General features: G+C 69.1%; 26 protein-coding genes and 1 tRNA gene. 14 read left to right on the top strand and 13 right to left on the bottom strand.

Features of this window, described 5'->3' with window-relative positions; translation table 11 throughout:
* Positions 1–65 precede the first annotated feature (65 nt).
* Positions 66–1,499, top strand: coding sequence for a glutamate synthase subunit beta (locus AAHF99_RS17480; protein WP_342165778.1), 1,434 nt, complete (start codon positions 66–68; stop codon positions 1,497–1,499).
* Positions 1,500–1,511: 12 nt separating this feature from the next.
* On the opposite strand, the gene AAHF99_RS17475 is transcribed toward AAHF99_RS17480, so the two are convergent.
* From AAHF99_RS17475 to galE, 3 genes are all read right to left on the bottom strand, one after another.
* Positions 1,512–2,912 carry an SGNH/GDSL hydrolase family protein gene (locus tag AAHF99_RS17475; RefSeq protein ID WP_412759904.1) on the bottom strand — a complete coding sequence of 467 codons (1,401 nt, stop codon included), beginning with the start codon at positions 2,910–2,912 and terminating at the stop codon, positions 1,512–1,514.
* A gap of 91 nt (positions 2,913–3,003) precedes the next feature.
* Positions 3,004–4,191: a lytic murein transglycosylase gene (locus AAHF99_RS17470; protein ID WP_342165777.1), complete on the bottom strand. Its 1,188-nt coding sequence runs from the start codon at positions 4,189–4,191 to the stop codon at positions 3,004–3,006.
* 3 nt (positions 4,192–4,194) lie between these two features.
* On the bottom strand, positions 4,195–5,187 hold the full coding sequence (gene galE / locus AAHF99_RS17465; protein WP_342165776.1) for a UDP-glucose 4-epimerase GalE: 993 nt from the start codon (positions 5,185–5,187) through the stop codon (positions 4,195–4,197).
* Positions 5,188–5,353: 166 nt separating this feature from the next.
* Here galE and AAHF99_RS17460 point away from each other — a divergent pair, with 166 nt between their 5' ends.
* Positions 5,354–6,220 (top strand): UTP--glucose-1-phosphate uridylyltransferase, encoded by an 867-nt coding sequence (locus tag AAHF99_RS17460; RefSeq protein ID WP_342165775.1) that lies wholly within the window; start codon positions 5,354–5,356, stop codon positions 6,218–6,220.
* A 204-nt stretch (positions 6,221–6,424) separates the two neighbouring features.
* Here the strand turns inward: AAHF99_RS17460 and AAHF99_RS17455 are convergent, their stop codons facing one another.
* A complete protein-coding gene (locus AAHF99_RS17455; RefSeq protein WP_342165774.1) occupies positions 6,425–7,336 on the bottom strand; it encodes an N-formylglutamate amidohydrolase in 912 nt (303 codons plus the stop codon).
* Positions 7,337–7,546: 210 nt separating this feature from the next.
* Here AAHF99_RS17455 and cpdR point away from each other — a divergent pair, with 210 nt between their 5' ends.
* The 4 genes from cpdR to AAHF99_RS17435 all read left to right on the top strand — a co-directional run bounded on the left by cpdR (position 7,547) and on the right by AAHF99_RS17435 (position 9,562).
* A complete protein-coding gene (gene cpdR / locus AAHF99_RS17450; RefSeq protein WP_003603128.1) occupies positions 7,547–7,903 on the top strand; it encodes a cell cycle two-component system response regulator CpdR in 357 nt (118 codons plus the stop codon).
* An 85-nt stretch (positions 7,904–7,988) separates the two neighbouring features.
* A complete protein-coding gene (gene grxC / locus AAHF99_RS17445) occupies positions 7,989–8,258 on the top strand; it encodes a glutaredoxin 3 (RefSeq protein ID WP_243955640.1) in 270 nt (89 codons plus the stop codon).
* A complete protein-coding gene (locus AAHF99_RS17440; protein ID WP_342165773.1) occupies positions 8,251–9,090 on the top strand; it encodes a carbon-nitrogen hydrolase family protein in 840 nt (279 codons plus the stop codon). The genes grxC and AAHF99_RS17440 overlap by 8 nt, the downstream gene beginning before the upstream one ends.
* Positions 9,091–9,109: 19 nt before the next feature.
* Positions 9,110–9,562 carry a DUF1178 family protein gene (locus tag AAHF99_RS17435; protein ID WP_342165772.1) on the top strand — a complete coding sequence of 151 codons (453 nt, stop codon included), beginning with the start codon at positions 9,110–9,112 and terminating at the stop codon, positions 9,560–9,562.
* Here the strand turns inward: AAHF99_RS17435 and AAHF99_RS17430 are convergent.
* Positions 9,559–10,047 (bottom strand): disulfide bond formation protein B, encoded by a 489-nt coding sequence (locus AAHF99_RS17430; protein ID WP_342165771.1) that lies wholly within the window; start codon positions 10,045–10,047, stop codon positions 9,559–9,561. The two genes, AAHF99_RS17435 and AAHF99_RS17430, sit on opposite strands and share 4 nt — an antisense overlap.
* 2 nt (positions 10,048–10,049) lie before the next feature.
* On the bottom strand, positions 10,050–10,631 hold the full coding sequence (locus AAHF99_RS17425; protein ID WP_342165770.1) for a YqaA family protein: 582 nt from the start codon (positions 10,629–10,631) through the stop codon (positions 10,050–10,052).
* 129 nt (positions 10,632–10,760) lie between these two features.
* Between AAHF99_RS17425 and AAHF99_RS17420 the strand changes: the two genes are divergently transcribed.
* A tRNA-Leu gene (locus tag AAHF99_RS17420) sits at positions 10,761–10,845 on the top strand.
* Between the two features lie 9 nt (positions 10,846–10,854).
* Here AAHF99_RS17420 and AAHF99_RS17415 read toward each other — a convergent pair.
* Positions 10,855–11,370 (bottom strand): hypothetical protein, encoded by a 516-nt coding sequence (locus tag AAHF99_RS17415; protein WP_342165769.1) that lies wholly within the window; start codon positions 11,368–11,370, stop codon positions 10,855–10,857.
* On the bottom strand, positions 11,370–11,708 hold the full coding sequence (locus AAHF99_RS17410; RefSeq protein WP_342165768.1) for a hypothetical protein: 339 nt from the start codon (positions 11,706–11,708) through the stop codon (positions 11,370–11,372). The genes AAHF99_RS17415 and AAHF99_RS17410 overlap by 1 nt, the downstream gene beginning before the upstream one ends.
* Positions 11,709–12,244: 536 nt before the next feature.
* Here AAHF99_RS17410 and AAHF99_RS17405 point away from each other — a divergent pair.
* From AAHF99_RS17405 to AAHF99_RS17390, 4 genes are all read left to right on the top strand, one after another.
* On the top strand, positions 12,245–12,895 hold the full coding sequence (locus AAHF99_RS17405) for a metallophosphoesterase (RefSeq protein WP_342165767.1): 651 nt from the start codon (positions 12,245–12,247) through the stop codon (positions 12,893–12,895).
* Positions 12,896–13,233: 338 nt separating this feature from the next.
* Positions 13,234–14,934, top strand: coding sequence for a chromosome partitioning protein ParA (locus AAHF99_RS17400; protein ID WP_342165766.1), 1,701 nt, complete (start codon positions 13,234–13,236; stop codon positions 14,932–14,934).
* Complete coding sequence (locus AAHF99_RS17395; RefSeq protein WP_243955651.1) at positions 14,931–15,434, top strand: hypothetical protein; 504 nt, start codon at positions 14,931–14,933, stop codon at positions 15,432–15,434. Before AAHF99_RS17400 ends, AAHF99_RS17395 begins: the two co-directional genes overlap by 4 nt.
* Positions 15,435–15,616: 182 nt before the next feature.
* Positions 15,617–16,099, top strand: a complete 483-nt coding sequence (locus AAHF99_RS17390; protein ID WP_243955652.1) for a hypothetical protein — start codon at positions 15,617–15,619, stop codon at positions 16,097–16,099.
* Between the two features lie 10 nt (positions 16,100–16,109).
* Here AAHF99_RS17390 and AAHF99_RS17385 read toward each other — a convergent pair whose 3' ends face one another.
* Positions 16,110–17,252: a ceramide glucosyltransferase gene (locus AAHF99_RS17385; RefSeq protein ID WP_342165765.1), complete on the bottom strand. Its 1,143-nt coding sequence runs from the start codon at positions 17,250–17,252 to the stop codon at positions 16,110–16,112.
* Positions 17,253–17,395: 143 nt separating this feature from the next.
* Between AAHF99_RS17385 and AAHF99_RS17380 the strand changes: the two genes are divergently transcribed.
* Both AAHF99_RS17380 and AAHF99_RS17375 read left to right on the top strand, forming a co-directional pair.
* Complete coding sequence (locus tag AAHF99_RS17380; protein ID WP_342165764.1) at positions 17,396–18,304, top strand: histone deacetylase family protein; 909 nt, start codon at positions 17,396–17,398, stop codon at positions 18,302–18,304.
* Between the two features lie 149 nt (positions 18,305–18,453).
* Positions 18,454–18,621: a hypothetical protein gene (locus tag AAHF99_RS17375; protein WP_342165763.1), complete on the top strand. Its 168-nt coding sequence runs from the start codon at positions 18,454–18,456 to the stop codon at positions 18,619–18,621.
* Here AAHF99_RS17375 and AAHF99_RS17370 read toward each other — a convergent pair whose 3' ends face one another.
* Positions 18,622–19,071, bottom strand: coding sequence for a hypothetical protein (locus AAHF99_RS17370; RefSeq protein WP_342165762.1), 450 nt, complete (start codon positions 19,069–19,071; stop codon positions 18,622–18,624).
* A 124-nt stretch (positions 19,072–19,195) separates the two neighbouring features.
* Here AAHF99_RS17370 and AAHF99_RS17365 point away from each other — a divergent pair, with 124 nt between their 5' ends.
* On the top strand, positions 19,196–19,372 hold the full coding sequence (locus AAHF99_RS17365; protein WP_342165761.1) for a hypothetical protein: 177 nt from the start codon (positions 19,196–19,198) through the stop codon (positions 19,370–19,372).
* A gap of 2 nt (positions 19,373–19,374) precedes the next feature.
* Here AAHF99_RS17365 and AAHF99_RS17360 read toward each other — a convergent pair whose 3' ends face one another.
* The 3 genes from AAHF99_RS17360 to AAHF99_RS17350 are packed head-to-tail and all read right to left on the bottom strand — an operon-like array spanning position 19,375 to position 24,861.
* On the bottom strand, positions 19,375–22,662 hold the full coding sequence (locus tag AAHF99_RS17360) for an error-prone DNA polymerase (protein WP_342165760.1): 3,288 nt from the start codon (positions 22,660–22,662) through the stop codon (positions 19,375–19,377).
* On the bottom strand, positions 22,659–24,137 hold the full coding sequence (locus AAHF99_RS17355; RefSeq protein WP_342165759.1) for a DUF6504 family protein: 1,479 nt from the start codon (positions 24,135–24,137) through the stop codon (positions 22,659–22,661). The genes AAHF99_RS17360 and AAHF99_RS17355 overlap by 4 nt, the downstream gene beginning before the upstream one ends.
* Positions 24,103–24,861 (bottom strand): ImuA family protein, encoded by a 759-nt coding sequence (locus AAHF99_RS17350; protein ID WP_342165758.1) that lies wholly within the window; start codon positions 24,859–24,861, stop codon positions 24,103–24,105. The genes AAHF99_RS17355 and AAHF99_RS17350 overlap by 35 nt, the downstream gene beginning before the upstream one ends.
* Positions 24,862–25,011: the final 150 nt, after the last annotated feature.

Below are 25,011 nucleotides of genomic sequence, written 5' to 3'. Positions count from 1 at the left end.
GCCGGAGCCAGCACTAATTTCAGGCCCCGGATCGGACGATCCGCGACGGCCTCAAGGGTTGATCGATGGGCAAGATCACGGGCTTCCTCGAATTCGATCGGCAGGAGCAGAAGTACCAACTCGCCGCCGACCGCGTTCGGCATTTCCGCGAGTTCACGCTCCCGCTGGACGAGCATGACCTCACCAAGCAGGCGGCCCGCTGCATGGATTGCGGCATCCCGTTCTGCCACGGGCCGACTGGCTGCCCGGTCCACAACCAGATCCCGGACTGGAACGACCTCGTCTTCCAGTCGGATTGGGAGGAGGCCTCACGCAACCTCCATTCCACGAACAACTTCCCCGAGTTTACGGGTCGCATCTGCCCCGCCCCGTGCGAGGAAGCTTGCACGCTGAACCTTGAGAACCAGCCGGTCGCCATCAAGACGATCGAGCAGGCCATCGCGGATCGCGCCTGGAACATGGGCTGGATCAAGCCCGAGGTGCCGGAGATCCGCACCGGGAAGCGCGTCGCGGTGATCGGCTCCGGCCCGGCCGGCATGGCGGCGGCGCAGCAGCTTGCCCGCGTCGGGCACGACGTCCACGTCTTCGAGCGCGAGCCGAAGGCCGGTGGCCTGCTTCGCTACGGCATCCCGGACTTCAAGATGGAGAAGCGCCACATCGACCGGCGCGTGAAGCAGATGGAGGCCGAAGGCGTCGTCTTCCACTACAACGAGAACATCGGCGTCACGAAGTCGGTCGAGGAGCTGAAGGCTAAGTTCGACGCGGTGATCTTCTGCGGCGGCGCCGAGGATCCCCGCAACCCGAACCTGCCGGGCCAGGAGCTGGAGGGCGTCCATTACGCGATGCCCTACCTCGTTCAGTCGAACCGCCGGGTCGGCCAGGAGCCGATGCGCGGCAACGGCGAGGCGCCGATCCTGGCGAACGGCAAGAACGTTGTGGTGATCGGCGGCGGCGATACGGCCTCCGATTGCGTTGGCACGGCCTTCCGCCAGGGCGCCCTGTCGGTGACGCAGCTCGACATCCGCCCGCGCCCGCCGGAGCGCGAAGACAAGCTGACCGTGTGGCCCTACTGGCCGACCAAGATGCGGACCTCGTCCAGCCAGGCCGAGGGCGCCGAGCGCGAGTTCCAGGCGGCTACTCTGCGCCTCGAAGGTAACAAGAAGGGCGTGCTGACCGGGGTGGTCTGCGCCCGCGTCGATGCCAAACGCCAGCCGATCCCGGGCTCGGAGTTCGTCCTGCCGGCCGATCTCGTCTTTATGGCGATCGGCTTCGCCGGTTCGGTGCAGAAGGGGCTCGTCGAGCAGTCCGGCGTGACCGTCGACAAGCGCGGCAACATCACGGCCAACGAGGAGGATTACCGCACCTCCGATGCGAAGATCTGGGCGGCGGGCGACATGCGTCGCGGCCAGTCCCTGGTCGTCTGGGCGATCCGCGAGGGCCGTCAGGCCGCCCGCGCCATCGACGAAGCGCTCATGGGCGCCAGCGTCCTGCCGCGCTGAGGCGGCAGGAACTCAGCCGGGCGGCCAGCGGAAATCGTCGGCCCGTCCCGGCTGCGGGGCGGGGGCGTTTCCGCGCTGGAGGGTGCGCTCGACCGTTCCCATCGAATCGCCTTCCTGGGGGCGGCCGCTCAGCAAAGCGCCGCCGGGCGATGTCTCGTTGCGCAGCAGCGGCACGACCGGTCCCGCCGCCGGCTTCACCGGCAAGGCGGGTATCCCGGCGGGCTCGGGCAGGCTTGGCAGCATCGCGGTGATCTGGCGGTCGATGGCCGCCGTGTCGCCCGGTTGCGCGTCGCCACCGTCGAGGCTCGCTCCCGGCACGCCGGCCGGCACACCCGGCGCGACGGCCGCCGTGGCGGGCTGCTCGGGCAGGGACGGCGCGGCCGTTCCCATCAGCCGCTTCAGCTCGATATCGGCGAAATGCGCGAGCTTGCGGTTGCCGGCCTTGGTGAAATGCACGCCGTCCGAGGTGCGCAGCTTCGCGATCTGCCCCTCCGGGTCGGGACCCGACGCGGTATAGCGGTCGCGGTCGTCCACGAAGCCGGGCCAGATGTCGACATAGGTCCCGCCGGCCTTCGTCACCGTCTCCCGCACCACGTCGTTGATTGCGGCGAGGTCGCGGGTCAGGCTCTGGCTCTGCATCGGCGGCAGCCCGACCCAGATCAGGGGAATCTTCCGGTCGGTGAAGGGCTTCACCAAGGCCTCGACCCGTGCGCGGTAGAGCTCCTTCCAGCGGTCTGTCAGCGGATCGACCGTCGCGTCGCCGTCCTTGATCGGCTGGCGGTCGTTGGCGCCGACCATGACGAGCCCGTAGCGGACCTTGGGGTTGGCGGTCAGGTAATCGTCGGCCACCTTCGGCCAATCGACCACATCCTTGCGGACGAGGCCGCTATCGCCCTTTGCCCGGTCGACCACGGCGATATCGGAATTGTCCTCAAAGGCGTCGTCCAGGCCCTTGGCGAGATGGTCGGCCAGGGAATCGCCGAACACCGCGATCTGCACGCTGGGATCGGTCTTGGCGGCGACGGCCTTCGGCGGCTCCGGCGGGCGCACCCGCTGTGGGCGGCGCTGGACGCTCGGGGACCGCTGGCTGTCGGCGGTGCCGTAGTTGCGCTGGCGTGGCGGCGGCGGGCGATAGGCACGCTCGGGCTGCGGCGCGGCCTGCTGCGGACGGTCCTCCCACGGCCAGTAGAATTGGCGCTGCGGCTCGGGCTGCGGCGCGTAGCGCGGCGGGCGATTGTAGGCGCCGTCATCGCGATAATAGGCGTCGCGCGGCCGGCGGCGGGGGGGCGCCTGATAGTAGCCGCCGCGCGGATCCGAATAGCCGTCGCCCCATTGGGCGGCGGCCTCACCCGGCGCCAGCACCATCAGGGCGAACACGGCCGCCAGGGAGAGGGGAGAGAAGGATCTCGTCATACGCTCACGCCTTCCGTCCAGCGCACCCGGAGGAAGCGCCCACGATAGCGGAACGAACCTGCGCCGTCTAAGCGCGCGGGCCTGCGATGGTTCACCGCCCCCTGAGATGCGCGAGCAAGGCGGGCGAGGCGTAGCCGTCTGCCGGAAGTCCCGCATCGATCTGGTAGCGGCGCACCGCCTCGCGCAATTTCGGCCCGGCCCGGCCGTCCGCCTCACCCTGGTAGAAGCCCTTGCCGGCGAGGCCCTGCTGCAGCGCCTTGATGCCGGCGCCGTCGAGGCGCGGCGCGGCAGCCGGCCAGGGCGCGGCGAGGGCCGGGCCGCCCGCGAGACGATCCGCCAGATGGCCCACGGCGAGGGCGTAGGAATCGGAGGTGTTGTAGCCCCGGATCACCTCGAAATTGTCGGTGAGCAGGAAGACCGGCCCGCCGCGCCCGCCCGGCAGGAACAGGCTCGCCTTCCCGGAGCGGGGGAGGGCGCCGCCATCGGCCCGCGCCACACCCCGCGCGGCGAAATCCGACAGGTCGCCGGCATAGCGGCTGAGGTCGAAATCGTCCGGCAGCCGCACTTCATATCCCCACGAGACGGCAGGGTTCCAGCCGAGATCCTTGAGGTAGGCCGCGATCGAGGCGAGGGCGTCGGCATCGTCCCGCCAGATGTCGCGCCGTCCGTCGCCGTCGAAATCGACTGCATGGCCGAGATAGGTCGAGGGCAGGAACTGCACCTGCCCCATCGCCCCAGCCCAACTCCCGCTCATCGCCGCCGGGGTGATGTCACCGCGCTGCAGGATCTGGAGCGCGTCGAGCAATTCGTTCCGGAACAGGTCGCCGCGATGGCCGGCGGCGGCGAGGGTGGCGAGGGCCTTCACGGTGGAGATCGTCCCGGCGCTGGCGCCGAAATCCGACTCCACGCCCCAGATCGCCAGCACGACGCTCTCAGGCACGCCGTAGCGCGATTCGATGCCCCTCAGGGTCGCGGCGAGGGCCTGAGCCCGCGCCCGGCCCCGCGCGATCCGCCCCGGCGTCACCGCCCCGACGAGATAGTCCCAGACCGGGCGGCTGAACTCGCCCTGCTTCTTCGTCCGCGCGAGGACGGACGAGTCGGGACCCTTCACGTCACGGAAGGCCGCCGCGAAGGTCGCGTCCGACACCCCGCGCGCGGCGGCGTCCCGGCGCAGGTCGGCGAGGAAGCCCGCGAAGGACGGGCCTCCCTCCGGCTTGGCCGAAGCCGGCGCGGCAGCCAGCAACGCGACGGCGACGAGGGACGCCGCGAGATGGCGCATGGCTCAGACCCGGTTGCGCTTGCTGAGGTGATCCTCCCAGGCGAGGGCCTGGGTCACGATGGTCTGCAGGTCGTCGTAACGGGGCACCCAGCCGAGACGGTCGCGAATCTTGTCCGCCGCCGCCACGATCCGCGCAGGGTCTCCCGGCCGACGGGGGGAGATGCGCACCGGGAAGTCCTTGCCGGATACCTTCTTCACCACCTCGACCACTTCCAGCACCGAATAGCCGAGTCCGTAGCCGCAATTCAGCACGAGGCTTTCGCCGTCCCCCCGGAGATAGTCGAGGGCGAGGCGATGGGCTTCGGCGAGGTCCGTCACTTGGATGTAATCGCGCAGGCACGATCCGTCCGGGGTCGGATAATCCGTGCCGTAGACGTCGAGGCGTTCCCGCTGGCCAAGGGCGGCTTGGGTCGCGACCTTGATGAGGTGCGTCGCGTTCGGGGTCGATTGACCCGAGCGGCCCTTCGGATCGGCCCCGGCGACGTTGAAGTAGCGCAGCACCACGTAGGTGAAGCCGAGCGCAGCGGCGGCATCCGCGATCATCCACTCGCTCATCAGCTTGGAGCGGCCGTAAGGATTGATCGGGTTGAGGGTCACGGTCTCCGTTACTGGGACCACCTCCGGCTCGCCGTAGACGGCCGCCGTGGAGGAAAAGATGACGTGGCGCACGCCTGCCTTCACCGCCGCCTCGATGAGCGCCCGGGTCTTCACCGTGTTGGCGAGGTAGTAGCCCAGCGGGTCCGATACCGATTCCGGCACGACGATCTTGGCCGCGAAATGGGCCAGCGCGTCAATCTTGTGCTCGCGGATGGTGCGGGTGACGAGGTCCTGATCGGCAACATCGCCCACCACGAGGCTCACACCCTCCGGCACCGCCCAATCGAAGCCCGTCGAGAGGTCGTCGAGCACCACGACCGACTCGTGTCCGGCATCCAGCAGCGCGAGCACCATATGGCTGCCGATATACCCGGCCCCGCCTGTCACCAGCACCGCCATCGCATTGTCTCCGTTGAAGCCGAGAATTAACGCTACACGTAGCGTCCGCCGATATATTTACGGCGGACTGCTGGGCAGTATCATGAAACGGACCTTGCGATGACCGTTGCGGTCTGTCTCATCGTCGGGTCCATCCTCAACTCTATCGCTTCAGGGCCAACGCACGATGAAACCGATCCGCAAGGCCGTCCTCCCCGTCGCGGGCCTGGGCACGCGTTTCCTGCCGGCGACCAAGGCCGTTCCCAAGGAAATGCTGACCGTCGTGGACCGGCCGGTCGTCCAGCACGTCGTGGACGAGGCGCGCGAGGCGGGCATCGAGCATTTCATCTTCGTCACCGGCCGCGGCAAGGCCGTGATCGAGGACCATTTCGACATCGCCTACGAGCTGGACAAGACCCTGGTCGAGCGCGGCAAGCAGGCTGCCTATGATGAGCTGAAGAAGGACCTGCCCAAGGCGGGCCAGACCAGCTTCACCCGGCAGCAGGCGCCGCTGGGCCTCGGCCACGCCGTGTGGTGCGCCCGCGAGATCGTCGGCGACGAGCCCTTCGCCGTGCTGCTGCCCGACATGCTGAGCCGGGGCTGCATGGGCCAGATGCTCGCCGCCTACGAGCGGCATGGCGGCAACGTCATCGCCGTCGAGGAGGTCGCCCCCGAGGAGACGCATCAGTACGGGATCGTCAGCGTCGGCGACACCTTCGGCCAGACCTTCGAGATCACCGGCATGGTCGAGAAGCCCAAGCAGGGCACCGCGCCGTCGAACTACATCATCTCCGGCCGGTACATCCTGCAGCCCGAGATCTTCGGCATTCTGGAGCACGGCAAGAAGGGCGCGGGCGGCGAGATCCAGCTCACCGATGCCATGATCGACCTGATGGCCGAGCAATCGTTCTACGGCATGCGCTACGAGGGCCGGACCTACGACACCGGCTCGAAGCTGGGCTTCCTCACCGCCAACGTCGCCTACGCCCTGGAGCGCCCGGACCTCGCCGGCCCGCTCAAGGCTGAGATCGCGAAGCTCCTGTCGGACCAGTGAGCGAAGCCCCCCGTTTCGGCGGGGGTGCCATGCGCCTAAAGCAGGATCTGCGGCAAGAACGATCCTTGTCTTTTGTGCGCCGCACTGTAGTTTGTGCATCGCAGGAACGCGATGGCGTCGCGGTCCTGTTGCCCTTCTTGGGCGTTTCCTCCCTAGACTTCGGGCCGCTCCTTCGGGAGTGGCCTTTTTTCTGTCTGGTAGGCCCTATTCGGCCGCCATCCGGGGCAGGGAAACGTTGCCCGCCCCCTTCGCCACCGCTGCGACGATGGATTCGAGCGCCGTGACGAGCGCAGGGAAATCCCGGGTCAGGGCAAGGCTCGATTCATTCATGTACAGGGCGCGGTTCATCTCGATCTGAAGGGCGTGGCGCCCGAGGTTCGGCTCGCCGTAATGCTCGGTGATGAAGCCGCCGGCATAGGGCTTGTTGCGCACCACGCGGAACCCGTGCGCCTGGAACTGCGCCTCGAAGGCGTCGATGAGGGCCGGGCTGCAGGCGGTGCCGTAGCGGTCGCCGAGCACCACGTCGGCCTTCGCCTCCTCCCGCCCCAGGCTACTCGACGGCATGGAGTGGCAATCGATCAGGATGCAGGTCCCATGCGCCTTCGCCGTGCGCTGGATCAGCCCGCGCAACATGCGGTGGTACGGCTTGTACAGGGTCTCGATCCTCGCCACCGCCTCCTGCGCGGTGATGCGGCCGGCATAGATCTCCTGCCCGTCGGCCACCACGCGGGGCACGGTCCCGAGCCCGCCCGCCACCCGCATGGAGCGCGTGTTGGCGTAGGGCGGCAGCCGCCCCTCAAACATGCGCGGGTCGAGTTCGAAGGGCTCGCGGTTCACGTCGAGATAGGCGCGGGGGAAGTTCGCCCGCAGCAGCGGGGCGCCGAGCCGCACCACCGGCTCGAACAGCCGGTCGACATGCGCGTCCTCCGAGCGGCGCAGGCTCAGGCCGTCCAGGCGTGAGGCCGCGAGGAAGCTCGGCGGATAGACCGCGCCCGAATGCCCGGTGTTGAACACGAAGGGGATGGAATGGCGCTCCGGCTCGTCCACCGCGAAGGGTGGGGCGAACAAAGAGGCGGGCCCAATCGGGCCTGACGTTTCCGTGTCGGAGATTGTCATCGTCGGCGTGGACGCTCCGGCTGCGATCCCGTATCCCGTCTGCACAGTCTGGGGCGCGGATCCGCGCCTGTCCACTGGCCGCGTGCTCGGTTGCAACGACACAACGGTCCGTAGGTCATCAGTTTGCGGTACCCGCTTTGGTTACCCGTTGTTTACCAAGCCGTCCCTTTGTGGGATCAACGCTTCGACTCGAGGTCTCGGAACCGTCCGATGAAAATTCTGCTGGCGGAAGACGACAATGACATGCGCCGGTTCCTCGCCAAGGCGCTGCAGAACGCAGGCTACGACGTGCTCTCGTTCGACAACGGCCTCTCGGCGTATAACCGCCTGAGGGAGGAGCCGTTCGAACTTCTCCTCACCGATATCGTGATGCCGGAAATGGACGGGATCGAACTGGCCCGCCGGGCCACCGAGCTCGACCCGGACATCAAGGTAATGTTCATCACCGGCTTCGCGGCCGTGGCGCTGAACCCGGACTCGAAGGCCCCGAAGGACGCGAAGGTCCTGTCGAAGCCGTTCCACCTGCGCGATCTCGTCAACGAGGTCGAGAAGCTGCTCGCCGCCTGACACGGCTGCGCGTGACCGTGCTGCCATAGGCAAGTTCCGCGCGAAGCCCCTATATGGGTGATCTTCCGCGCGGGACGCAGCGACAATGCAGCCGGTCACCATCTACACCACGTCCTGGTGCCCCTATTGCGCGGCGGCCAAGAGCCTGCTGTCGCAGAAGGGCGTGGCCTTCCAGGAAATCGACGTGGAGCGCGCCGCCGGTGCCCGTGCGACGATGGTCGAGCGGGCGGGCGGCCGCACGAGCGTGCCGCAGATCTTCGTCGGCGCGACCCATGTCGGCGGGTGCGACGATCTCTATGCCCTCGACCGCTCGGGCAAGCTCGATCCGCTGCTGAAGGCACCGGCCGATGCCTGAGCACTTCATCGCCGCCTGCGTCCAGATGCGATCCGGGCGCGACCCGGCGGCCAATCGCGACGCGGCCGTCGCGGGCCTGCGCGAGGCGGCAGGGCAGGGCGCCCGCTATATCCAGACGCCGGAGATGACCTCCCTGGTGGAGCGCAGCCGCGAGCGGCTGTTCGCGGTCGTCACGGACGAGAACTCCGATCCCACCCTCACCGCCCTGCGCCAGACGGCGCGGGAGGTCGGCGCCTGGGTGCAGGTCGGCTCCATCGCCGTGCGCAACGGCGAGAAGATCGCCAACCGCGCGTTCCTCATCGATCCGGAGGGCGGCATCGCCGCCTCCTACGACAAGCTGCACCTGTTCGACGTGGATTTGCCGAGCGGCGAAAGCTGGCGCGAATCCTCGACCTATACCGGCGGCGGCTGTGCCGTGGTGGCGGTGACGCCGCTCGCCACCTTCGGCCTGACGATCTGCTACGACATCCGCTTCCCGGCCCTCTACCGCGCGCTGGCGGAAGCGGGCGCCACGGTGCTCACCGGCCCGGCCTGCTTCACCCGGCAGACCGGGGAGGCCCATTGGCAGGTCCTGCAACGGGCGCGGGCCATCGAGACCGGCTCGTTCATGATCTCCGCCGCGCAGGGCGGCGTCCACGAGGATGGCCGCGAGACGTATGGCCACTCGATCATCGTCGATCCCTGGGGCCGTGTCCTCGCCGAGGGCGGCACCGAGCCGGGGGTGATCCTGGCCGAGATCGACCTCTCCCTCGTCGCGGACGCGAGGGCGCGCATCCCGTCGCTTCGCCATGCCCGGCCGTTCAGCGTCGAACGGATCGCGGCGAAGTCCTGAGACACCGAACCGCACGCGAATGATCCGGTACAATCTGGTCTGCGAGGCCGCGCACGGCTTCGAATGCTGGTTTCCCTCCTCGGATTCGTACGAGACCCAGGTCTCACGCGGGCTCGTGACCTGCCCCCATTGCGGCAGCGGGTCGGTTTCCAAGGCCATCATGGCGCCGATGATCGCGCGCAAGGACCGCGCTGACGTGCCCATCCCGGCGCCAACGCCCGAGACTCCGGTGCGGATGATCGCCGAGCCGGAGCGCAAGCTGCGCGAGATGATCAAGGCGCTGCACGACCATGTGGCGGCCCATTCCGAGCATGTCGGCGAGCGTTTCGCCGAGGAGGCGCGGAAGATCCATTACGGCGAGGCCGAGGGCCGCTCGATCCACGGACAAGCGAGCCTCGACGAGGCCCGCGCGTTGATCGATGAGGGGATCGAGGTCGCCCCGATCCCGATGCTGCCGGACGACCGGAACTAGCGCCGGAGCGCCGTCGTCCCCGCGGAGGACGCCAGGACGAAGGATACGAGCGCGCTCCATCCGGCGAGCGAGACGCCGAGGACGCGCAGGGCCGCCACCGAGCAATCGACCACGCGCACGCTCTGGAGCGAGTTCATGAAGTCGCCGACGGCAGCGGGGTTGGCGCCCGAGCCGCCGCCGCAATCGGTCGGCCCCTGCCAGAAGCCCCACTCGGCGCCGGCATGGTAGATTCCGACACCCGCGCCATAGAGCAGGCCGAGGGCCGCGAGGCCGAGGGCGAGCCGGGCGAGCCGCTCCGGCGCGAACAGGGCCACGAGGCCGAGCGGCACCGCCGCGTAATAGGGCAGACGCTCGGTCAGGCAGAGCTTACACGGCACGTAGCCGTAGCCATATTGCAGCACGAGCGCGGCGCCGACCGTGACCGCCGCGACGAGGGCGAGCCAGAGGCCGGCTGTCTTGAGGCGGACGGCAGCACGCGTATCCATCGCTACAAAATCACCTTGAACAGGACGAAGCCGAGGACGATCACCGCCACGGAGATGGCGGCCACCGCGTTGAGATGCCGATCGAGCACGCCACGGATCTGCACGCCGTAGCGGCCGAGCAGGGCGGCGAGGATGAAGAACCGCGCCCCACGGGTGATGATCGACAGCACCGTGAACCAGAACAGGCTGTAATGGGCTAGCCCCGACGTGATGGTCACGAGCTTGTAGGGGATCGGCGTGAGGCCCTTCAGCAGGATCACCCAGTGGCCGTACTCGGCATAGGAGCGCTGGAAGGCATCCGCCGAGTTCTGCAGGCCGTAGAGCTTGATGACCCATTCGCCGAGGGAATCGAACAGCAGCGCGCCGATGGCGTAGCCGACCAACCCGCCGAGAACCGAGCAGACCGTCGCCACGGTCGCGTAGAACCAGACCCGGTCCGGGCGGCTCACCGCCATCGGCACCAGCATGGCATCCGGGGGCACGGGGAAGAACGAGCTTTCCGCGAATGCCACCGCCCCGAGGGCGTAGGGCGCGGAGGGCCGGTCGCTCAGGGCGAGGATCCAGGCGTAGAGCCGCCGCAGCATCAAGTCGTCCGGGGAGTGCGAGGAAAGCGGCGCCCCTTCAAGCACAGCCCAATGCGTAACGCCAGAGAGGCGGAGGGCGGGAGAAAACTCTTGGCCGCACAGGCCGACCTGTGCGATGAGCGCCACCGCGCGGGTATGGCGGAATTGGTAGACGCGGGCGACTCAAAATCGCCAGCCGCAAGGCGTGGGGGTTCGATTCCCTCTACCCGCACCACAGACCGGCTCAGTCCTCCTCGGACAGGTCGCGGAACTCGATCTGCACAGAGCTGTAGAGCCGCTTCAGCCACATCTGTGCTTCCGCAAGCTTGGCGCGGTTCAGCTCCGTCTCCTCCTCCGCGCGCCGCGCCCGGGCATCGGCCATCTGCGCCGCGAGTTCGGCCCGCTCGGCGCGCAGATGCGCGTCCCGCGCCGCCGATTCCGCGAGGCGCAGACGGCGCTCCGTCTCTTCCAGCCGGTGCATGGTGCCGTCGAGGACGGCCTGCGAATGCTGCACGACGTCCTGCGCGAAGCGGCGCGCTTGCCGCATCCGCGAGCCGACATCGCGGATCAGCTCGATGGCGGCGGGCCAATTCAGCTCGTCGTCCATTTCCTCCGCACGGGGCGGCTCGGGGAAAAGCTGCACCACGCCGCTTCCGTGCCCTGGGGCCAGGAGTTGGCGCAGAGTCGGGCGGTTCTCCCAATCGTTGTCGGACAAGGCGTCCCCGTCGGTGTCCGGGCGATCGTGGAGTCGGCGCGACATCAGCGCGGGGCCTCGTCGAGGACGGTGAACTCGTTGAAGATCGTCTCGTGGATCTGCTTGAGCCACGCTTCCGAGATCCGGGCGCGCTCCTCGGCCTGGGCGGCGCGCTCCTCGGCGGCGCGCACCCGCTCCATCGCGGCGACCTGCAGATCGGAGGTCTGCGCCTCCGCCGCCCGGACGCGCTCCTCCGCCAGCCTCATGTCGGCGCGGGCGCGTTCCAGCAATTCCTCGACATGCGATTCCCGCTCGCGTGATTGCGCCTCGACCTCGCGGATGCGGGACGCCGTCGAACGGATGCGGTCGATGAGGACGGACCAGTCCGTATTGGGCTCGCGCATCGTGGACCTCGACAAGTCATCGTCGATGGAAGACCCGAAGGCCCTCAGGATCGTCGCAATGCTGCCCGTTGGCTGCGCGGCTGCGGGGGCGGTCACGGTCGGTGTCTCGAAGTCTTCGCTCCGTTCGAACCGCAGTTTCTTCACGGGATTGATGTTCGGAAACATGGTGGACGGTGCCCGCAGGAAGGCAAGGCTCGACGCTGAGCCTTGTCGTTAATTTTGTCTGAATTGGCCTGCGACTCAAGTCCCGCCGCCACGGAACGGCCAAGTTTTCCCTGATTTCGAGGGCGTTTCGCCCGTTCATCCGCAATGACAGTTAATGTCCAATGAGGTGCGAGAACTTCGCTTTAAAGCCCCGCGATAATCGCTGCGGCTGGCTGCCTAGAGTTGTACAATCGGGGTTGGGCAGCCTCACCCAGCCCACGGGTGTGGAAACTGACCGGGCGCAACCTTTCCAGGGAAAACGAAAAATGTGATCAATCCGCTGCGCGAGACGGGCGAGAGCAGCCAATTCCGTCACCGCAGGCTTGGATGGGATGAACACCTACGCCATCGGCGATATTCATGGTTGCGTCGATGGCCTACGTCTCGTCCTGGAGCGGATCGCGACGCATGCGGGCGAGGAGCCCCACCGGATCGTCTTGCTCGGCGACTACGTCAACATCGGCCCGGATACGCGCAAGGTGCTCGATCTGCTGATCGACAAGCCCGCGATCATGGCGCTGCGCGGGCACCATGACATGATGCTGCTGGCCGCCGCGCGGGGCGATGCGCGCTCCATCTGGAACTTCGATTATCATGGCGGCGGCGCGACCCTGCGCAGCTTCGGGGTCGCGAAGGCCGCCGAGATTCCGGCTCGTTACATCGACTTCCTGCGGCAGAAGCTGCTGCGCTACGTCGAGGACAACGAGCGCGTCTTCGTCCACGCCTCCATCGACCCGGCGGTCGGGAACATGGAATATCAGGACGACACGATGCTGCTCGGCGCGCGGACGCCGCTCGCCCCCGCGGCCGATCTCGGCACGCCGTACCTCGTCCACGGTCATTTCCCGCAGGCCGATGGGCTGCCGGAGATCCTGCGGCACCGCTGCAACCTCGACACCGATGGATGCCGCACGGGCGTGTTCACCTGCGGCATCTTCGACGAGACCCAGCCCGATCCGGTGGATATCCTCCAAGTGCGTTAGCCCGGCTTACTTTTGCCGGGGATGCCGCGAAGACGATGGCGGAAGGTTGCAAATATGCAACAAGCAGAAAAACCTCTACCTTGGAGTGTTTTCACAGCCGATACGCTCTCGCGTAAATTGAGATCCGTCTGGCAAAAACCCGAATTGACTGGCGCCCGGGGCAGAAGTTAAGCGACGAGAACGGCTCGGTGGGCCGGCGCAACCTCGCGAAACGCCCCTGGGGCTGTTCACGGCGGGCGGTGCCGCTCTGGTCTTGATGCCTGTAAATCAATAGGGTCTCTCAACCGCGCGATACGAGGGGTGGCCGGGTTGTGGCTGAGCGCGGAGGAGATCGGGCAATGGCATGGATGCCGATCAAACGCCTGCTGGGGCAGGGATCGGGATCGTCGGATTCGTCGCGGAACTCGGACTCCGCGTGGCTGCCGGAACTGGAACTTGAGTCCCTGAGGCCGGAGCCGAAGCGCCAGCAGCCTCCGCCGCAGCAGCGCCAGCCGCAGCAGCCGCCGCCGCGTCAGCAGCAGCCCGCCCCGCCGCGCGAGCGCGACCCTGACGAGTATGAGGAGATGCGCCAGGCGCCGCGCGAGCAGCCGCGCCAGCAGCAGGAGGCGCCGGCGGCGCATCCCTACAGCGCGTTCGACGCCATCGGCCAGCGCAACGAGATGGTGCGCGTGCGCATCAGCCAGATGATGGAGCGGCTGGACGACCTGAAGACCCTTCAGGCGGATTTCGCGCAGATCCTCGAGCCCCTGGCCGGCGTCGCGGACGAGCTTCCGCAGGCGAAGATCAAGATCGCCGAACTCGAAGTCCTGCTCGCCCGCGAGCAGGAGCACATGCGCAACCTGCACCGCGAATTGAACGAGGTGAACGGCCGGGCCGCGTCCTCGTCCAACGAACTCGCGGCGGTGTCGACCGAGTTGCAACGCCTCGAAACGCAGTTGCGCGAGCGCGACGCAGAGAACGAGGAGTTGCGGGTGCGCGTCCGCGACCGGACGGTCGCGGTCGAGAACATGGAGCGCCAGCTCTTCGCAGAGACCGAACAGGTCCGCGCGCTGACCGGCGAGAACAAGTCGCTGCGCATCGAGGCGCAGGCCGCCGACCAGGCGATGACCCGCGCCGAGCGCGAGTTGAACGACCTGGGCGAGCGCCTGTCCCTGAGCGAGCAGGACGCACGGCGTCTGCAGGCTCTGGCTGGCGAGCAGGCGGTGCGCCTGTCCGAGGCTGAGGCGCGGGTGGTCGAGCTGACCCAGCAGATCGAGGTGCTGCGCCAGCGTGCCCGCGATCTCGAAACGCAACTCAGCTCCGAGATCGCCACGCGCGAGCGGGCCGAGGGCCAGTTCGAGACCGAGATGGCGGCGATCCGCGCCGACCGCGCGAACCTCGCCATGAAGCTGGACGCGTCCCTCGGCCGGGCCGCGACTTTGGAACAGCTCCTCGCCCAGGTGCGCAGCCAGCTGCGCGAGCGCGAGGAGAATGCTCGCACCGCCGACCGGACGCTGAAGGAGCTTCAGATCGAGCGGACGACCCTCGACCGGCGCCTGGAAGGCTTGCAGGCCGAGCTTCAGCGGCAGACGGAGCGCGTCTCCGAGATCCAGCGCCTGCGCGCGGAGGCGGATAGCCGCGCCGACATGCTCACAAAGGCGCTGGCGGCCAAGGAAGCCGCCATGGACCAGTCGCAGACCCGCGTCGCCGCCCTGGCCGACCGGATGGAGCAGCTGGGCCGCCGGCACGAGGCCGAGAAGGCCGAATTGCAGGCCGCCAACCGGCGTCTGGTCGAGGAGCTACAGAACGAGCGCTCCGAGCGGGCCCTCGCGCAGGGCGCCCTCGACATCGCCCGCGAGACCCGCGCCTCGTTGCAGAAGCAGCATGAGGGCCTGAAGCGCGCCGTCCGCAACCTCCACGGGGTCGATCCGGCCACGCTGCTCGGGCTCTCGATGCCCGAGGCGCGGACAGAGCGCGCCGAGGAAAGTAATGTCACCCCGTTCGCGCCGCCGGAGCGCGAGGGACGTGACACGAAGCCCAATAACGACATGAATGCGTGAGTGAAGTCACCATGATGGAACAGGTTCGCATGCCCATCGAGGACGACGCCGATGCGGCGGCCTATGCCGCGCTCAAGGCTCATGCCGCCGCTGCCGCCGCTGCGGCCGAAGCCGTGCAGAACTTCGAGCCGGTGCCGCTGCCGGGCAACGTCTCGTTCTTCCCGTCGCAGCCGCAGCCGAGCGAGGGTGGCCCCGTCCGCGACTTCAAGTCGGCCATCGACCTCATCAAGGAAGCGAGCGAGGCGATCCGCTTCTCCGAGGAGCGCGCCTCCGAGTTGGAGCAGCAGCTTCATCAGGTGTCCGGCCGCGCGGCCGAGCAGGTGAAGGCCCTCGAACTTCAGGTCGCCGCGTTGGAGCGCCGGCTGATCAAGTCAGAGGAGCGCGCCCGCGCCGCCGAGGTCCGTGCCAACGATGCGGAGACGTGGCTCTCGCGCCTGCACGACACGATCATCACCAGCTTCCGCCGCCCGCTCCACCCCGGTGAGGGCGAGTCGCACTGAAGTTCACCCGCGCGCAGGTCGTGGCGGGTCCGGCGCCGGGGGGCGCCGTGAAGGTATCCGTTCGGGCACCCCACGGTCTCTGAACCGCGCGGTGGCCCTGTCGGAATCAGGCTGAGGGGACCGGCCGTCTCGGCGCCCGGTCTCACCGTGAGCGGCGTTGCGATCTTTAACGGGGCGGAGCGATGGCTGAGGGCAACCGGGTGGTCGAGACGCGGGACAGGACGCTGGATACCGCGCCGCTCATGATGACGCCGACCATGCGCAAGGAATTGAAGGCGCTCAGCCCGATCGAGCGCGGCGGCGAGATCGCCAAGTCGGGCTCCGACCTGCCGAAGCCGATCAAGCGGTTCGGCCAGGAGGAATGGGCGGCCGTCTGCGAGCGCATCCAGGACGCGGCGGAGTATATCCAGGAGATCGAGGCGAGCCGGCATCAGCAGGAGATGCAGGCCCAGAAGATCTTCGCGAACATGCAGGACGAGATCGCCGCCGCCAATGCCCGCGCGCTGGCGGCCGAGCGGATGCTGCAGGACGTTCAGCACCGGGCGACCAATGTGGTGAAGACCCTTGAAGACAAGCTGCAGGCGGCCGAAGACCGCGCCCGCGAAGCCGAGGATTGGCTGAACCGCATCTCCGAGGCGGTGCGCTCCAACCTGAACTTCCCGTAGGTCGCGCGCCTCAGGCGGTCCGGATCCGCCCCGGCTTCGTCTCGATGGCCATGGCATTGCCGCGCCAGACGACGCCACTGCGCATCCAGGCGCGGGTCCAGACGAAGGGAATGAGCAGGTCGCGGGCAATGAAGGCCGCGATCAGGGCGGGCGAGCGCAACCACCCCGCCCGGATGGCGAGGGCGTATTCGCCGGCATAGGTCAGGGCGACGAGCGCGCCGAGGCCGAGGGTAGCCTCCGCCGAATGGGCGTAGAGCGCGGCCAGCAGGCATGGCACGAGCATCCCGCTGGCGATTTCCGGGGCGAAGAATAGCGGGAACGTCACCCGGCGCAAACGCGCCCAGCGGATCTGGCGGGACCAGATCTCGGCGAAGCTGCGCTGGCCCAGGGGCTGCGAGAACGGCGACGCGACGAGGTTCACCCGACGCCCGGCCGCCCGCACGATCTTCGTGGCGGCGGCATCCTCCGCGATCTCGGCGGCGAGGGCGCGGATGCCCCCCACGCTATCGAGGAAGGGACGGTGCCAGAGCATGCTCTTGCCCTGGGCGAAGCCGAGACCCACCGCTTCGCCGGCATATTGCCAGCGCGCCTGGAGGGTGTTCAGGAAAGCGCATTCCACCAGGGCCCAGAACCCATCCGGCCGGGCGCCGATGGGCGTCGCGCAGACGAGGCCGGTGTTCGGCCGCCATGCAGCCTGCAAAGTCTGCAGATAATCGGGCGGCATCATCACGTTGGAATCGGCCAGCACGATCCACTCGTGCTCGGCCGCGTCCCAGCCGCGCACGCAATTGTTGAGCTTGGGATTGTCGCTGACCCGCTCCTCGCCGACGATGATCCGCGAGCGGATCCGCGGATGCCGGGCCATCAGCCGCCGTACCAGGGGCAGGACGGGATCGCCCGCGTCGGCGACGCAGAAGATCAGTTCGTAGTCTCGGTAGGCGAGCCGGAAGCCGCTCTCCAGCGTCTCCTCGCTGAACCGCTCCAGCCCGCAAACCGGCCGGACAAGGGACACCGCCGCACCGTCGGGGAAGATTGAGCGAGGCATGCGGCGCATGAGGCGGAAGCCGGCCAGGGCGAGGCTCGCGAGGTTCACCAGAGCCATCGCGAGGCAGGCCGCGAGCGCGAGAAAGACGCCGTCCAGCGCGCTGATCATGCGGGAGAGCCGTCGGGCGCCGAGCCGGGCGCGTCGTGGGAGCGCACCTGCGCCCGTGGCGTCCGGCTAACAGCCGCAGCATATCAGTTGTGTGACGCGGTGCAGCTCCCTCCGGCGTCCCCCTTCGGCACGTTGCGAGAGGCATGCGACCCCCCATCTGCTTCCATCCGGCCTACGAAGCCCCGCTTCCCGAAGGCCACCGGTTTCCCATGCGCAAATACGGGCTCCTCGCGGAGGCGCTGAGGGGGCTTGGGCTCGTGCCCGATGGGTTCGTCGAGCCCGAACCGGCGAGTGCGGCCATGCTCGAACGGACGCACGACCCGGCCTATGTCGCGTCCATCCTCGCCTGCGACGTGCCGAGGGCCATCGAGCGGGAGATCGGTTTGCCGGTGAGCGAGGCGCTGGTCCGCCGCTCGCGGGCGAGTGTCGGCGGCACGGTGCTGGCGGGCCGTCTGGCGCTCCAGCATGGGTTCGCGGGAAGCGCGGCCGGCGGAAGCCACCATGCCCGGCGGGCGCAGGGCGCGGGCTTCTGTGTCCTGAACGACGTGGCCGTGGCGGCGCTCACCCTGCGGGAGGAGGGTCTGATCGGCCGGGCGATGGTGGTCGATCTCGACGTCCATCAGGGCGACGGCACCGCCGATTGCCTGAGCCGCGAGCCCGACCTGTTCACCCTGTCGATCCATTGCGAGCGGAACTACCCGTCGCAGAAGATCCCGGGCGATCTGGATATCGGCTTGCCTGATGGGCTGGACGATGCCGCGTATCTCGCGGTGCTGGACGCACGCCTGCCGCCGCTGCTCGACGCGTTCCAACCGGACATCGTCTTCTACAATGCCGGGGTGGACCCGCACCGGGACGACCGGCTCGGTCGGCTGAACCTGTCGAACGAGGGCTTGCGGGCGCGTGACCGTTTCGTGGTCCGCTCGGCGCGGGTGAGGGGCATCCCCATCGTGGGGGTGATCGGCGGCGGCTACTCCACCGATGTCGAGGCCCTGGCTGGGCGGCACGCCCTGGTCTTCGAAGCGCTGGCGGCCGAGGCGGAACTGGGCTGAGGCTTCCCGGCCACGGGGCTTGTGCAATGCGGTGAAATCGTTCCGTCGTAAGGTTTTGAGAAGGTGCGGACCCGAGGATCACGGTTACGACGCCCGGTGCCGATGGACGGCCCGGGTGCGATCAACCGGGGCGCCGTCGAGGTTCGACCATGTTCGCGCGGAGCTGGGAAGCGATCAAAGCGACACTTGCGGTCGCGGCGCTGATCGCAGCCGCCCTCATCTCGGCGGACAAGCTCGACCGGCAGAAAGCGTCGCCCGCGCGGGACGCCGCCCTGGTCGAGCCCATCGTGACGGGGACAATTCCGCACGCGCGCTGATCAGCCCGGCGGGATGCGGCCCACCGAGCAGAGGGTCCGCATGGTGCTGCTCGTCGGGTCGGCGTAGCAGCTCGCGGACCAGCCGTTCTGCTGGATGAAGGATTTGCGCCCGTCCGAGACGGCGGTGCGGTAGGCCTTCGCGATGATCGGCTCCACCGTCGAGGCCGATTCCCCGGTCAGGATTTCGGACGCCGTCGAGAGGTCGCGGAAGAACGTGGCCGAGGGCTGCGGCTCGGCCGAGATCGCCTGCACGATGGGCTCGGCCCGGCAGGTCACGTCGAACCGGTTCGGCCCCGGCAGGCGGATGTCGATGCTCGGGCCGGAGCGCTTGCCGACCTTGCCGCCGATCGCGCCCGCGATCTGTCGGGTGAGGTCGTCGCACTCGTCGGCATGGGCCGCGAGGGGCGCCAGGGCGAGGCAGGCGGCGAGGATGATGGGCAGGCGCGGCATAGGGTGTTGGTCCCTTCAATCTGGCACAGGAAACAGGGGCTGTCGGTGGCTCGCGGTAGCCACCAGACCCTTGAAACACTGGGGTTCTTTTGCCAAATCACCCCTCCCGCCACAGGAGTGATATATGGCCGAGCAGACCACCGAACAGACGTATTACGGGCTCACCCTCGCGCAGCACCGCGAGCGCATCAAGAAGCTCGGAGCCGAGAAGGGTCTCAAGGGCGAGCATCTCGAGCGGATCACCGCGAAGGCCCTCGCAATGCTCCCGACGATCCGCTTGGACGAGGCGGCCCAGCGTTGATGTCAATGGAAGTCTCGGCTGCGGTAGGGGTGCCTGTGTGTCGGCGCCCCGAAATCGGTGGTCTCCGCCGGTAGAGCCAGCCCAGCTTCCCGCAGGTCCCGCAGGGACTCGGTGAGGTCTCGAAACCCCTCGGCGACGAGGTGGACCACCTCTCCGGCCCGCTGGACCCGACCCCGAACCGCCAGGAACCGCCCCTGCATGGCGATCCGGCGGTTCGCCTCGAACACCTTCTTCCATACGATGATGTTGGCGATGCCGGTTTCGTCCTCGATGGTGAGGAAGACCACGCCCTTCGCCGTGCCCGGCCGCTGACGCACCAGCACGATTCCCGCCACCATCGCCCGCGTTCCCTGGGGCAGGGCGGGGTCGAGATGGGCGCGGGCGGTGATGGCACCGATCCGCCCCAGACGCTCCCGGAAGAACGCCACCGGATGGCCGCGCAGGGACAGGCTTGTCGTGGCGTAATCGTCGGCGACGGTCTCCGAGGGTGCCATCGCCGGCAGGTCCGCCTCCGGCTCGTGCCGGAACAGGCCGTCATCGGCGTGCCACGCGAAGAGCGGCAGCGGCGCGTCCAGCAATTCGGCCCGGCGCCCATTCTCCGCATGCGCCGCCGAGGCCCGGCGCGACAACCCTTCCAGGGCCCGCACGGCCCAGAGCGCATCCCGCCGCGAGAGCCCGAGTGCCCGGAACGCATCCGCCTCCGCGAGTCGTTCCAGCACGTTGCGCGGCAGGGCGAGGGAGGCCTGCAACCCTTCGATGCTCGCATAGCCGTTGGCCCGCAGCCGCACGAGGCGGCGCATCGCGCCCTCGGGTAGGCCGCTCACCAAACGCAGCCCGAGGCGGACGGCGTGCAGGCGCGGCGTCTCGGAGGGTTCGAGGGTGCAATCCCACTCGCTGGCATTCACGCAGACATGGCGGACCTCGACGCCATGGGCGCGGGCGTCGCGGACCAATTGCGCCGGCTGGTAGAAGCCCATCGGCTGCGCGTTGAGAATCGCGGCCAGGAACACATCCGGGTGGGCGCATTTCATCCAGGCCGAGGCGTAGACGAGGAGCGCGAAGCTCGCCGCGTGGCTCTCGGGGAAGCCGTAGGTGGAGAAGCCGCGGATCTGCGCGAAGCAGCGTTCGGCGAAGGCCTGTGGGTAGCCGCGCCGGGTCATCCCGCCCACGAACTTCTCCGCGAAGCCGCCGATGGAGCCGACATGGCGGAAGGTCGCCATGGCCCGGCGCAGGCCATCGGCTTCGGCCGGTGAGAAGCCCGCTGCCGTGATGGCGATCTGCATGGCGTGCTCCTGGAAGAGCGGCACGCCGTAGGTCTTCTTCAGCACCTCCTCCAGTTCGTTCGCCGGCCCGTGATCCGGGTGCGGGGCGGGATACTCGACAGGCTCCTCGCCGCAGCGGCGCTTCAGGTAGGGGTGGACCATGTCCCCCTGGATCGGGCCGGGGCGGACGATGGCGACCTGCACCACGAGGTCGTAGAACTCCTTCGGCTTCAGCCGCGGCAGCATCGACATCTGCGCCCGGCTCTCGACCTGGAAGACGCCGACGGAATCAGCCTTCGACAACATCGTGTAGGTGGCCCGGTCCTCCGATGGCAGGTCGGCGAGCGTCGGGTAGTCGATGCCATGGTCGCGCTTCAGGAAGTCGAGCCCGCGCTTGAGGCAGGTGAGCATTCCGAGCGCCAGCACGTCGACCTTCATCAGGCCGAGGACGTCGATGTCGTCCTTGTCCCACTCGATGAAGGTCCGGTCGGGCATCGCCGCGTTGCCCACGGGCACGGTCTCGTCCAGGCGCCCGCGCGTCAGCACGAAGCCGCCGACATGCTGCGACAGGTGCCGGGGGAAGCCGATCAGCTGCAGGGCGAGGTTCAGGGCCTGCCGCAGGGCCGGGTTGGCGGGGTCGAGCCCGGCCTGCATGACATGGGCGTCGGGCAGGTCCTTGCCCCAGGACCCCCAGACCGTATCCGCGACGGAGGCGGCCACATCTTCCGACAGACCGAGCACCTTGGCGACCTCGCGGATCGCCATGCGCGGCCGGTAATGGATCACCGTCGAGCACAGGGCAGCGCGCTCGCGGCCGTAGCGCTCGTAGAGGTGTTGGATCACCTCCTCCCGGCGCTCGTGCTCGAAATCGACGTCGATGTCCGGCGGCTCGCCCCGGTTCTCGGAGATGAAGCGCGCGAAGAGCAGCCGGTGCTTCGAGGGATCGACGGCGGTGATGCCGAGGCAGAAGCACACGGCGGAATTGGCCGCCGAGCCGCGCCCCTGGCACAGGATGCCCTTGTCGCGGGCGAAATCCACGATCTGGCTGATCGTGAGGAAGTAATGGGCAAACTTCATCTTGGCGATGAAGGCCAGTTCGGTCTTCAACGTCTCCTCGACGCCGTTCGGAATGCCGTCCGGGTAGCGCCAGTAGCGGGCGCGGTGCCACGTCTTCTCCGCCAGATACTCCTGGGCCTGCCGTCCGGGGGGCACGGGCTCGTCCGGGTATTCGTAGTGGAGTTGCGACAACTCGAAATCGCAATGGGCGGCGATCTCGGCGGTGCGCGCCAGGGCTTCGGGATGGTCGCGGAACAGCCGCGCCATCTCGGCTTCGGGCTTCAGGTGCCGCTCGGCATTGGCTTCCAGGCGATAGCCCGCCGCGTCGAGGGTGCAGCCCTCGCGAATGCAGGTCAGCACGTCCTGCAACGGGCGCCTGTCCGGGTGGTGGTAGAGGGCGTCGGCCACGGCCACCATCGGCGTGCCCGTGCGATGGCCGATCTCGTCGAGGAGCCGCAGGCGCAGGCGCTCGTCCCCCCGGCGGCGATGGCTGGCGCCGAGCCAGACCCGGCCCCTCGCGGCGACGGCCAGGGCTTCGAGGCGGGCGAGGAACCCGGCTTGCGGTTCAGGCCGGCGCCCCGTCGGAAGGGCGATGAACACTTGGCCCTCGGCGGCCTCCAGCATCTCCCTGAAGGAGAAGCGGCACTCGCCCTTGCGCGCCCGCCGGTTGCCGGCGGTGAGCAGGCGGCAGAGGCGCCCCCAGGCCTCCCGGTCCATCGGATAGGTCAGGGCCTCGAACCCGTCCTCCGTGACGAGGCGCACCCCCGGCAGAAAGCGGATCGGCGTGCCGTCCTGCGCCATCTGCAGGGCGGCCGAATGCGCCCGCACCAGACCGGCGACGGTGTTGCGGTCGGCGATGCCGAATCCCGCGAGGCCGTAAGCCGCCGCCTGGACCACGTATTCCTGCGGGTGCGAGGCGCCGCGCAGGAACGAGAAATTGGTAGTGGCGCCGAGTTCGACATAGCCGCTCACGCGAACATCCCGTGGACGAACCACGCGGCCGGGCGCTCCGGCCCGTGCGGCCCATCCCGGTAGAGCCACAGGCGGCGGCCGGCCTCGCACTCGATGCGATAATAGTCGCGTGGTTCGGCCTGCTCGCGCCACCATTCGGGGGCGATGCGTTCGGGCCCCTCGGCGCGGGCGACCCGGTATTCCCGCGCGCGCCAGCGGAAGCGGTGGGGCGGCCCGTCCGGCGCCGTGGCGAAGACGTCCTGCGCGGCCTCGCTGCGGGCGAAGAGCACGAGGGGGCGTGCCGGCAGGATGGCCGGGTAGGGCAGGGGCGGGGCGACCCACGAGACGATGCCCTCGGCCCGTTCGGGAACGTGGCTTTCGCGCGGGGCGAGGCGCTGAAGCCGCCGGCCGATGCGTTGGGCGATGGTGTCGGCGAGGTTCGCGACCCGCTCCCCCGCGCCCGATCCACCGAGACTGGCCTGTTTCGCTGCCATCGGCTCGGCGGAGGTGACGGCGAGGTCCACCGTCTCGAAGCCGAACCCGGCATCGAGGCCGGCGCCGAGCCGTTCGAGCCGCAGCGCGATCAGGCCGGCGATGCGCTCCGGGCCGCGCTCCGGCCGCGACAGGCCGATCTCCAGGGTCCGAACCGCCCCATCGACCCGGTGCAGGGTGAGCCGCAGGGCGCAGGCGCCGAGCCCGGCCCGTTCGAGCCGAGGGGCGATCTCCTCCATGAGGGCGCGCGCGGCGGCGATCACGTCCGATTGCCGGCCGATCGGATCGAGGAAGCCGCGCGCGGCCGAGAAGGAGCGGGCCTCGTCCAGGGGCGCCAGGGGTTCGGCTCGGCGGCCATGGGCCTGATCGAGCCGCAGCAACGGCGCCAGCCCGAAGCGCCGGGCGAGGCCGGAGCGGGGCAGGGCTTCGACATCCGCGATCCGGCGCAGGCCGAGCCGCCGCAACCCGGCGGCGACCTCCGCATCGAGGCGAAGGGCCTCGACGGGGAGGGGGGCGAGGTGCGCGGCGTGTTCGCCCGGCGGCACCAGGGCCGGGGAGGCCCGGCCGCTGCGCGCCAGGGCGAAGGCCGCGCCCATCGTGTCGGCCAGCGCGATCCGCGCCGGGATCCGCGACCGGGCAAGGCGCCCGGCGAGATCGTCGAGAAGCGCCGCCTCGCCCCCGTGGAGATGGGACGCGCCCTCGATGTCGATGGCGAGCCCGTGGCACGCCTCGGCCGGACCGAAGGGCGCGACGATGGGGGCGTAGCGCATCGCCCAGCGGCAGAGGCGGTGCAGGGCATCCCGCTCCGCCTCCGGTTCGGCCGGGTGGACGCGCAGGGGTACGCCGATCCGCGCGCGGACCCGGCCCAGCAACTCCCCAACGGCCAAGCCGAGGGCGCGGGCCTGCCCGTTGAGGGCGACGAGGCGCAGGCCCCCCGGCCCGACGGCGGCGAGGGCGTGCGGGCCTTCCTCAGGGGCGAGCCCGGCCCGCTGCAGCCGCGTCATCGGCCAGTCGCTCAGGCAGATGCAGACGATTCGCGGCACTGTCCCACTCCACCAGCCAGGATCCGCCGCGTCCGTTGCGGCACCGTTCGAGCCGCACCCGCCAGCGCGGGGCGTGAAGGCCGCCGAAGCGGTCGGCCCCGGCCGGGGCGGCGGCGACGCGCCAGCGGGTGGCCGCCCCGTTGGGCAGGCCCGGCCCCGCCCGGCGCACGACGAGGAGGAGGGGCGGTTCGCCCGTCTCGGCGGCGAGTTGCAGGCGCCGCCCGGCCTTGAGCGGCATCCCCTCGCCCACGAGCCCGATCAGCGCGGACAGGCAATTGGCGTGGAGCGCCGCTTCCAGGGCGCGGAACACGTCCCCGTCGCCCCCCGCTTCGAGCAGCAGCAGGCGCCCCGGATCGAGGCCGAGCGAGGCGAGCCCGTGGCCGTAGGGGAGGGGGTGCCCAGAGGACGCGATCATCGCCTCGCCCGGCACCTCCGCGAGGCGGCGGGCGCAGAGGGCCAGGGCGAAGGCCAGGGCGGCGATGGCGTCGATGGGTTCGGCGGGCACGATCTCGTGAGGCGGCCCAAGGGAAAGGCCGCCGCAAGGGAGATGCGCGTCGATCACCGGATGCCCGAGGGGCATCACGGCGACAGCGCGGGAGGTCTCGGCGGAAAGCTCCGCACGCAGCCGGGCCAAGCGATCCTTGGGGCTCTCCGGCTTCGGGGGGCTCGTCGGCGCCTGTGCCATCGTCATCGGGTCCGGTCATGCTCAGAGATAGGAACATAACAGGAACAAACTCAACCCGATCCTTGGCCGTTCCGGAATCTGACGCCAGGACAGCGGCTTGGCCTGTGGACTGGTGTGGATGGCTGTGGATGCCCCCCGGGGCATGGGGAT

The organism is Methylobacterium litchii, from assembly GCF_038442315.1.
GTDB lineage: Bacteria > Pseudomonadota > Alphaproteobacteria > Rhizobiales > Beijerinckiaceae > Methylobacterium > Methylobacterium litchii.
The sequence above is the reverse complement of the archived record's forward strand: the minus strand, read 5'-3'. Positions and strand labels throughout refer to the sequence as shown.

Bases quoted from the DNA above. Each gene is read 5' to 3' on its own strand.
- AAHF99_RS17480 (WP_342165778.1), top strand. From the start codon at position 66: ATGGGCAAGATCACGGGCTTCCTCGAATTCGATCGGCAGGAGCAGAAG.
- AAHF99_RS17475 (WP_412759904.1), bottom strand. From the start codon at position 2,912: ATGACGAGATCCTTCTCTCCCCTCTCCCTGGCGGCCGTGTTCGCCCTG.
- AAHF99_RS17470 (WP_342165777.1), bottom strand. From the start codon at position 4,191: ATGCGCCATCTCGCGGCGTCCCTCGTCGCCGTCGCGTTGCTGGCTGCC.
- galE (WP_342165776.1), bottom strand. From the start codon at position 5,187: ATGGCGGTGCTGGTGACAGGCGGGGCCGGGTATATCGGCAGCCATATG.
- AAHF99_RS17460 (WP_342165775.1), top strand. From the start codon at position 5,354: ATGAAACCGATCCGCAAGGCCGTCCTCCCCGTCGCGGGCCTGGGCACG.
- AAHF99_RS17455 (WP_342165774.1), bottom strand. From the start codon at position 7,336: ATGACAATCTCCGACACGGAAACGTCAGGCCCGATTGGGCCCGCCTCT.
- cpdR (WP_003603128.1), top strand. From the start codon at position 7,547: ATGAAAATTCTGCTGGCGGAAGACGACAATGACATGCGCCGGTTCCTC.
- grxC (WP_243955640.1), top strand. From the start codon at position 7,989: ATGCAGCCGGTCACCATCTACACCACGTCCTGGTGCCCCTATTGCGCG.
- AAHF99_RS17440 (WP_342165773.1), top strand. From the start codon at position 8,251: ATGCCTGAGCACTTCATCGCCGCCTGCGTCCAGATGCGATCCGGGCGC.
- AAHF99_RS17435 (WP_342165772.1), top strand. From the start codon at position 9,110: ATGATCCGGTACAATCTGGTCTGCGAGGCCGCGCACGGCTTCGAATGC.
- AAHF99_RS17430 (WP_342165771.1), bottom strand. From the start codon at position 10,047: ATGGATACGCGTGCTGCCGTCCGCCTCAAGACAGCCGGCCTCTGGCTC.
- AAHF99_RS17425 (WP_342165770.1), bottom strand. From the start codon at position 10,631: ATGCTGCGGCGGCTCTACGCCTGGATCCTCGCCCTGAGCGACCGGCCC.
- AAHF99_RS17415 (WP_342165769.1), bottom strand. From the start codon at position 11,370: ATGTCGCGCCGACTCCACGATCGCCCGGACACCGACGGGGACGCCTTG.
- AAHF99_RS17410 (WP_342165768.1), bottom strand. From the start codon at position 11,708: ATGCGCGAGCCCAATACGGACTGGTCCGTCCTCATCGACCGCATCCGT.
- AAHF99_RS17405 (WP_342165767.1), top strand. From the start codon at position 12,245: ATGAACACCTACGCCATCGGCGATATTCATGGTTGCGTCGATGGCCTA.
- AAHF99_RS17400 (WP_342165766.1), top strand. From the start codon at position 13,234: ATGGCATGGATGCCGATCAAACGCCTGCTGGGGCAGGGATCGGGATCG.
- AAHF99_RS17390 (WP_243955652.1), top strand. From the start codon at position 15,617: ATGGCTGAGGGCAACCGGGTGGTCGAGACGCGGGACAGGACGCTGGAT.
- AAHF99_RS17385 (WP_342165765.1), bottom strand. From the start codon at position 17,252: ATGATCAGCGCGCTGGACGGCGTCTTTCTCGCGCTCGCGGCCTGCCTC.
- AAHF99_RS17380 (WP_342165764.1), top strand. From the start codon at position 17,396: ATGCGACCCCCCATCTGCTTCCATCCGGCCTACGAAGCCCCGCTTCCC.
- AAHF99_RS17375 (WP_342165763.1), top strand. From the start codon at position 18,454: ATGTTCGCGCGGAGCTGGGAAGCGATCAAAGCGACACTTGCGGTCGCG.
- AAHF99_RS17370 (WP_342165762.1), bottom strand. From the start codon at position 19,071: ATGCCGCGCCTGCCCATCATCCTCGCCGCCTGCCTCGCCCTGGCGCCC.
- AAHF99_RS17365 (WP_342165761.1), top strand. From the start codon at position 19,196: ATGGCCGAGCAGACCACCGAACAGACGTATTACGGGCTCACCCTCGCG.
- AAHF99_RS17355 (WP_342165759.1), bottom strand. From the start codon at position 24,137: ATGACGCGGCTGCAGCGGGCCGGGCTCGCCCCTGAGGAAGGCCCGCAC.
- AAHF99_RS17350 (WP_342165758.1), bottom strand. From the start codon at position 24,861: ATGGCACAGGCGCCGACGAGCCCCCCGAAGCCGGAGAGCCCCAAGGAT.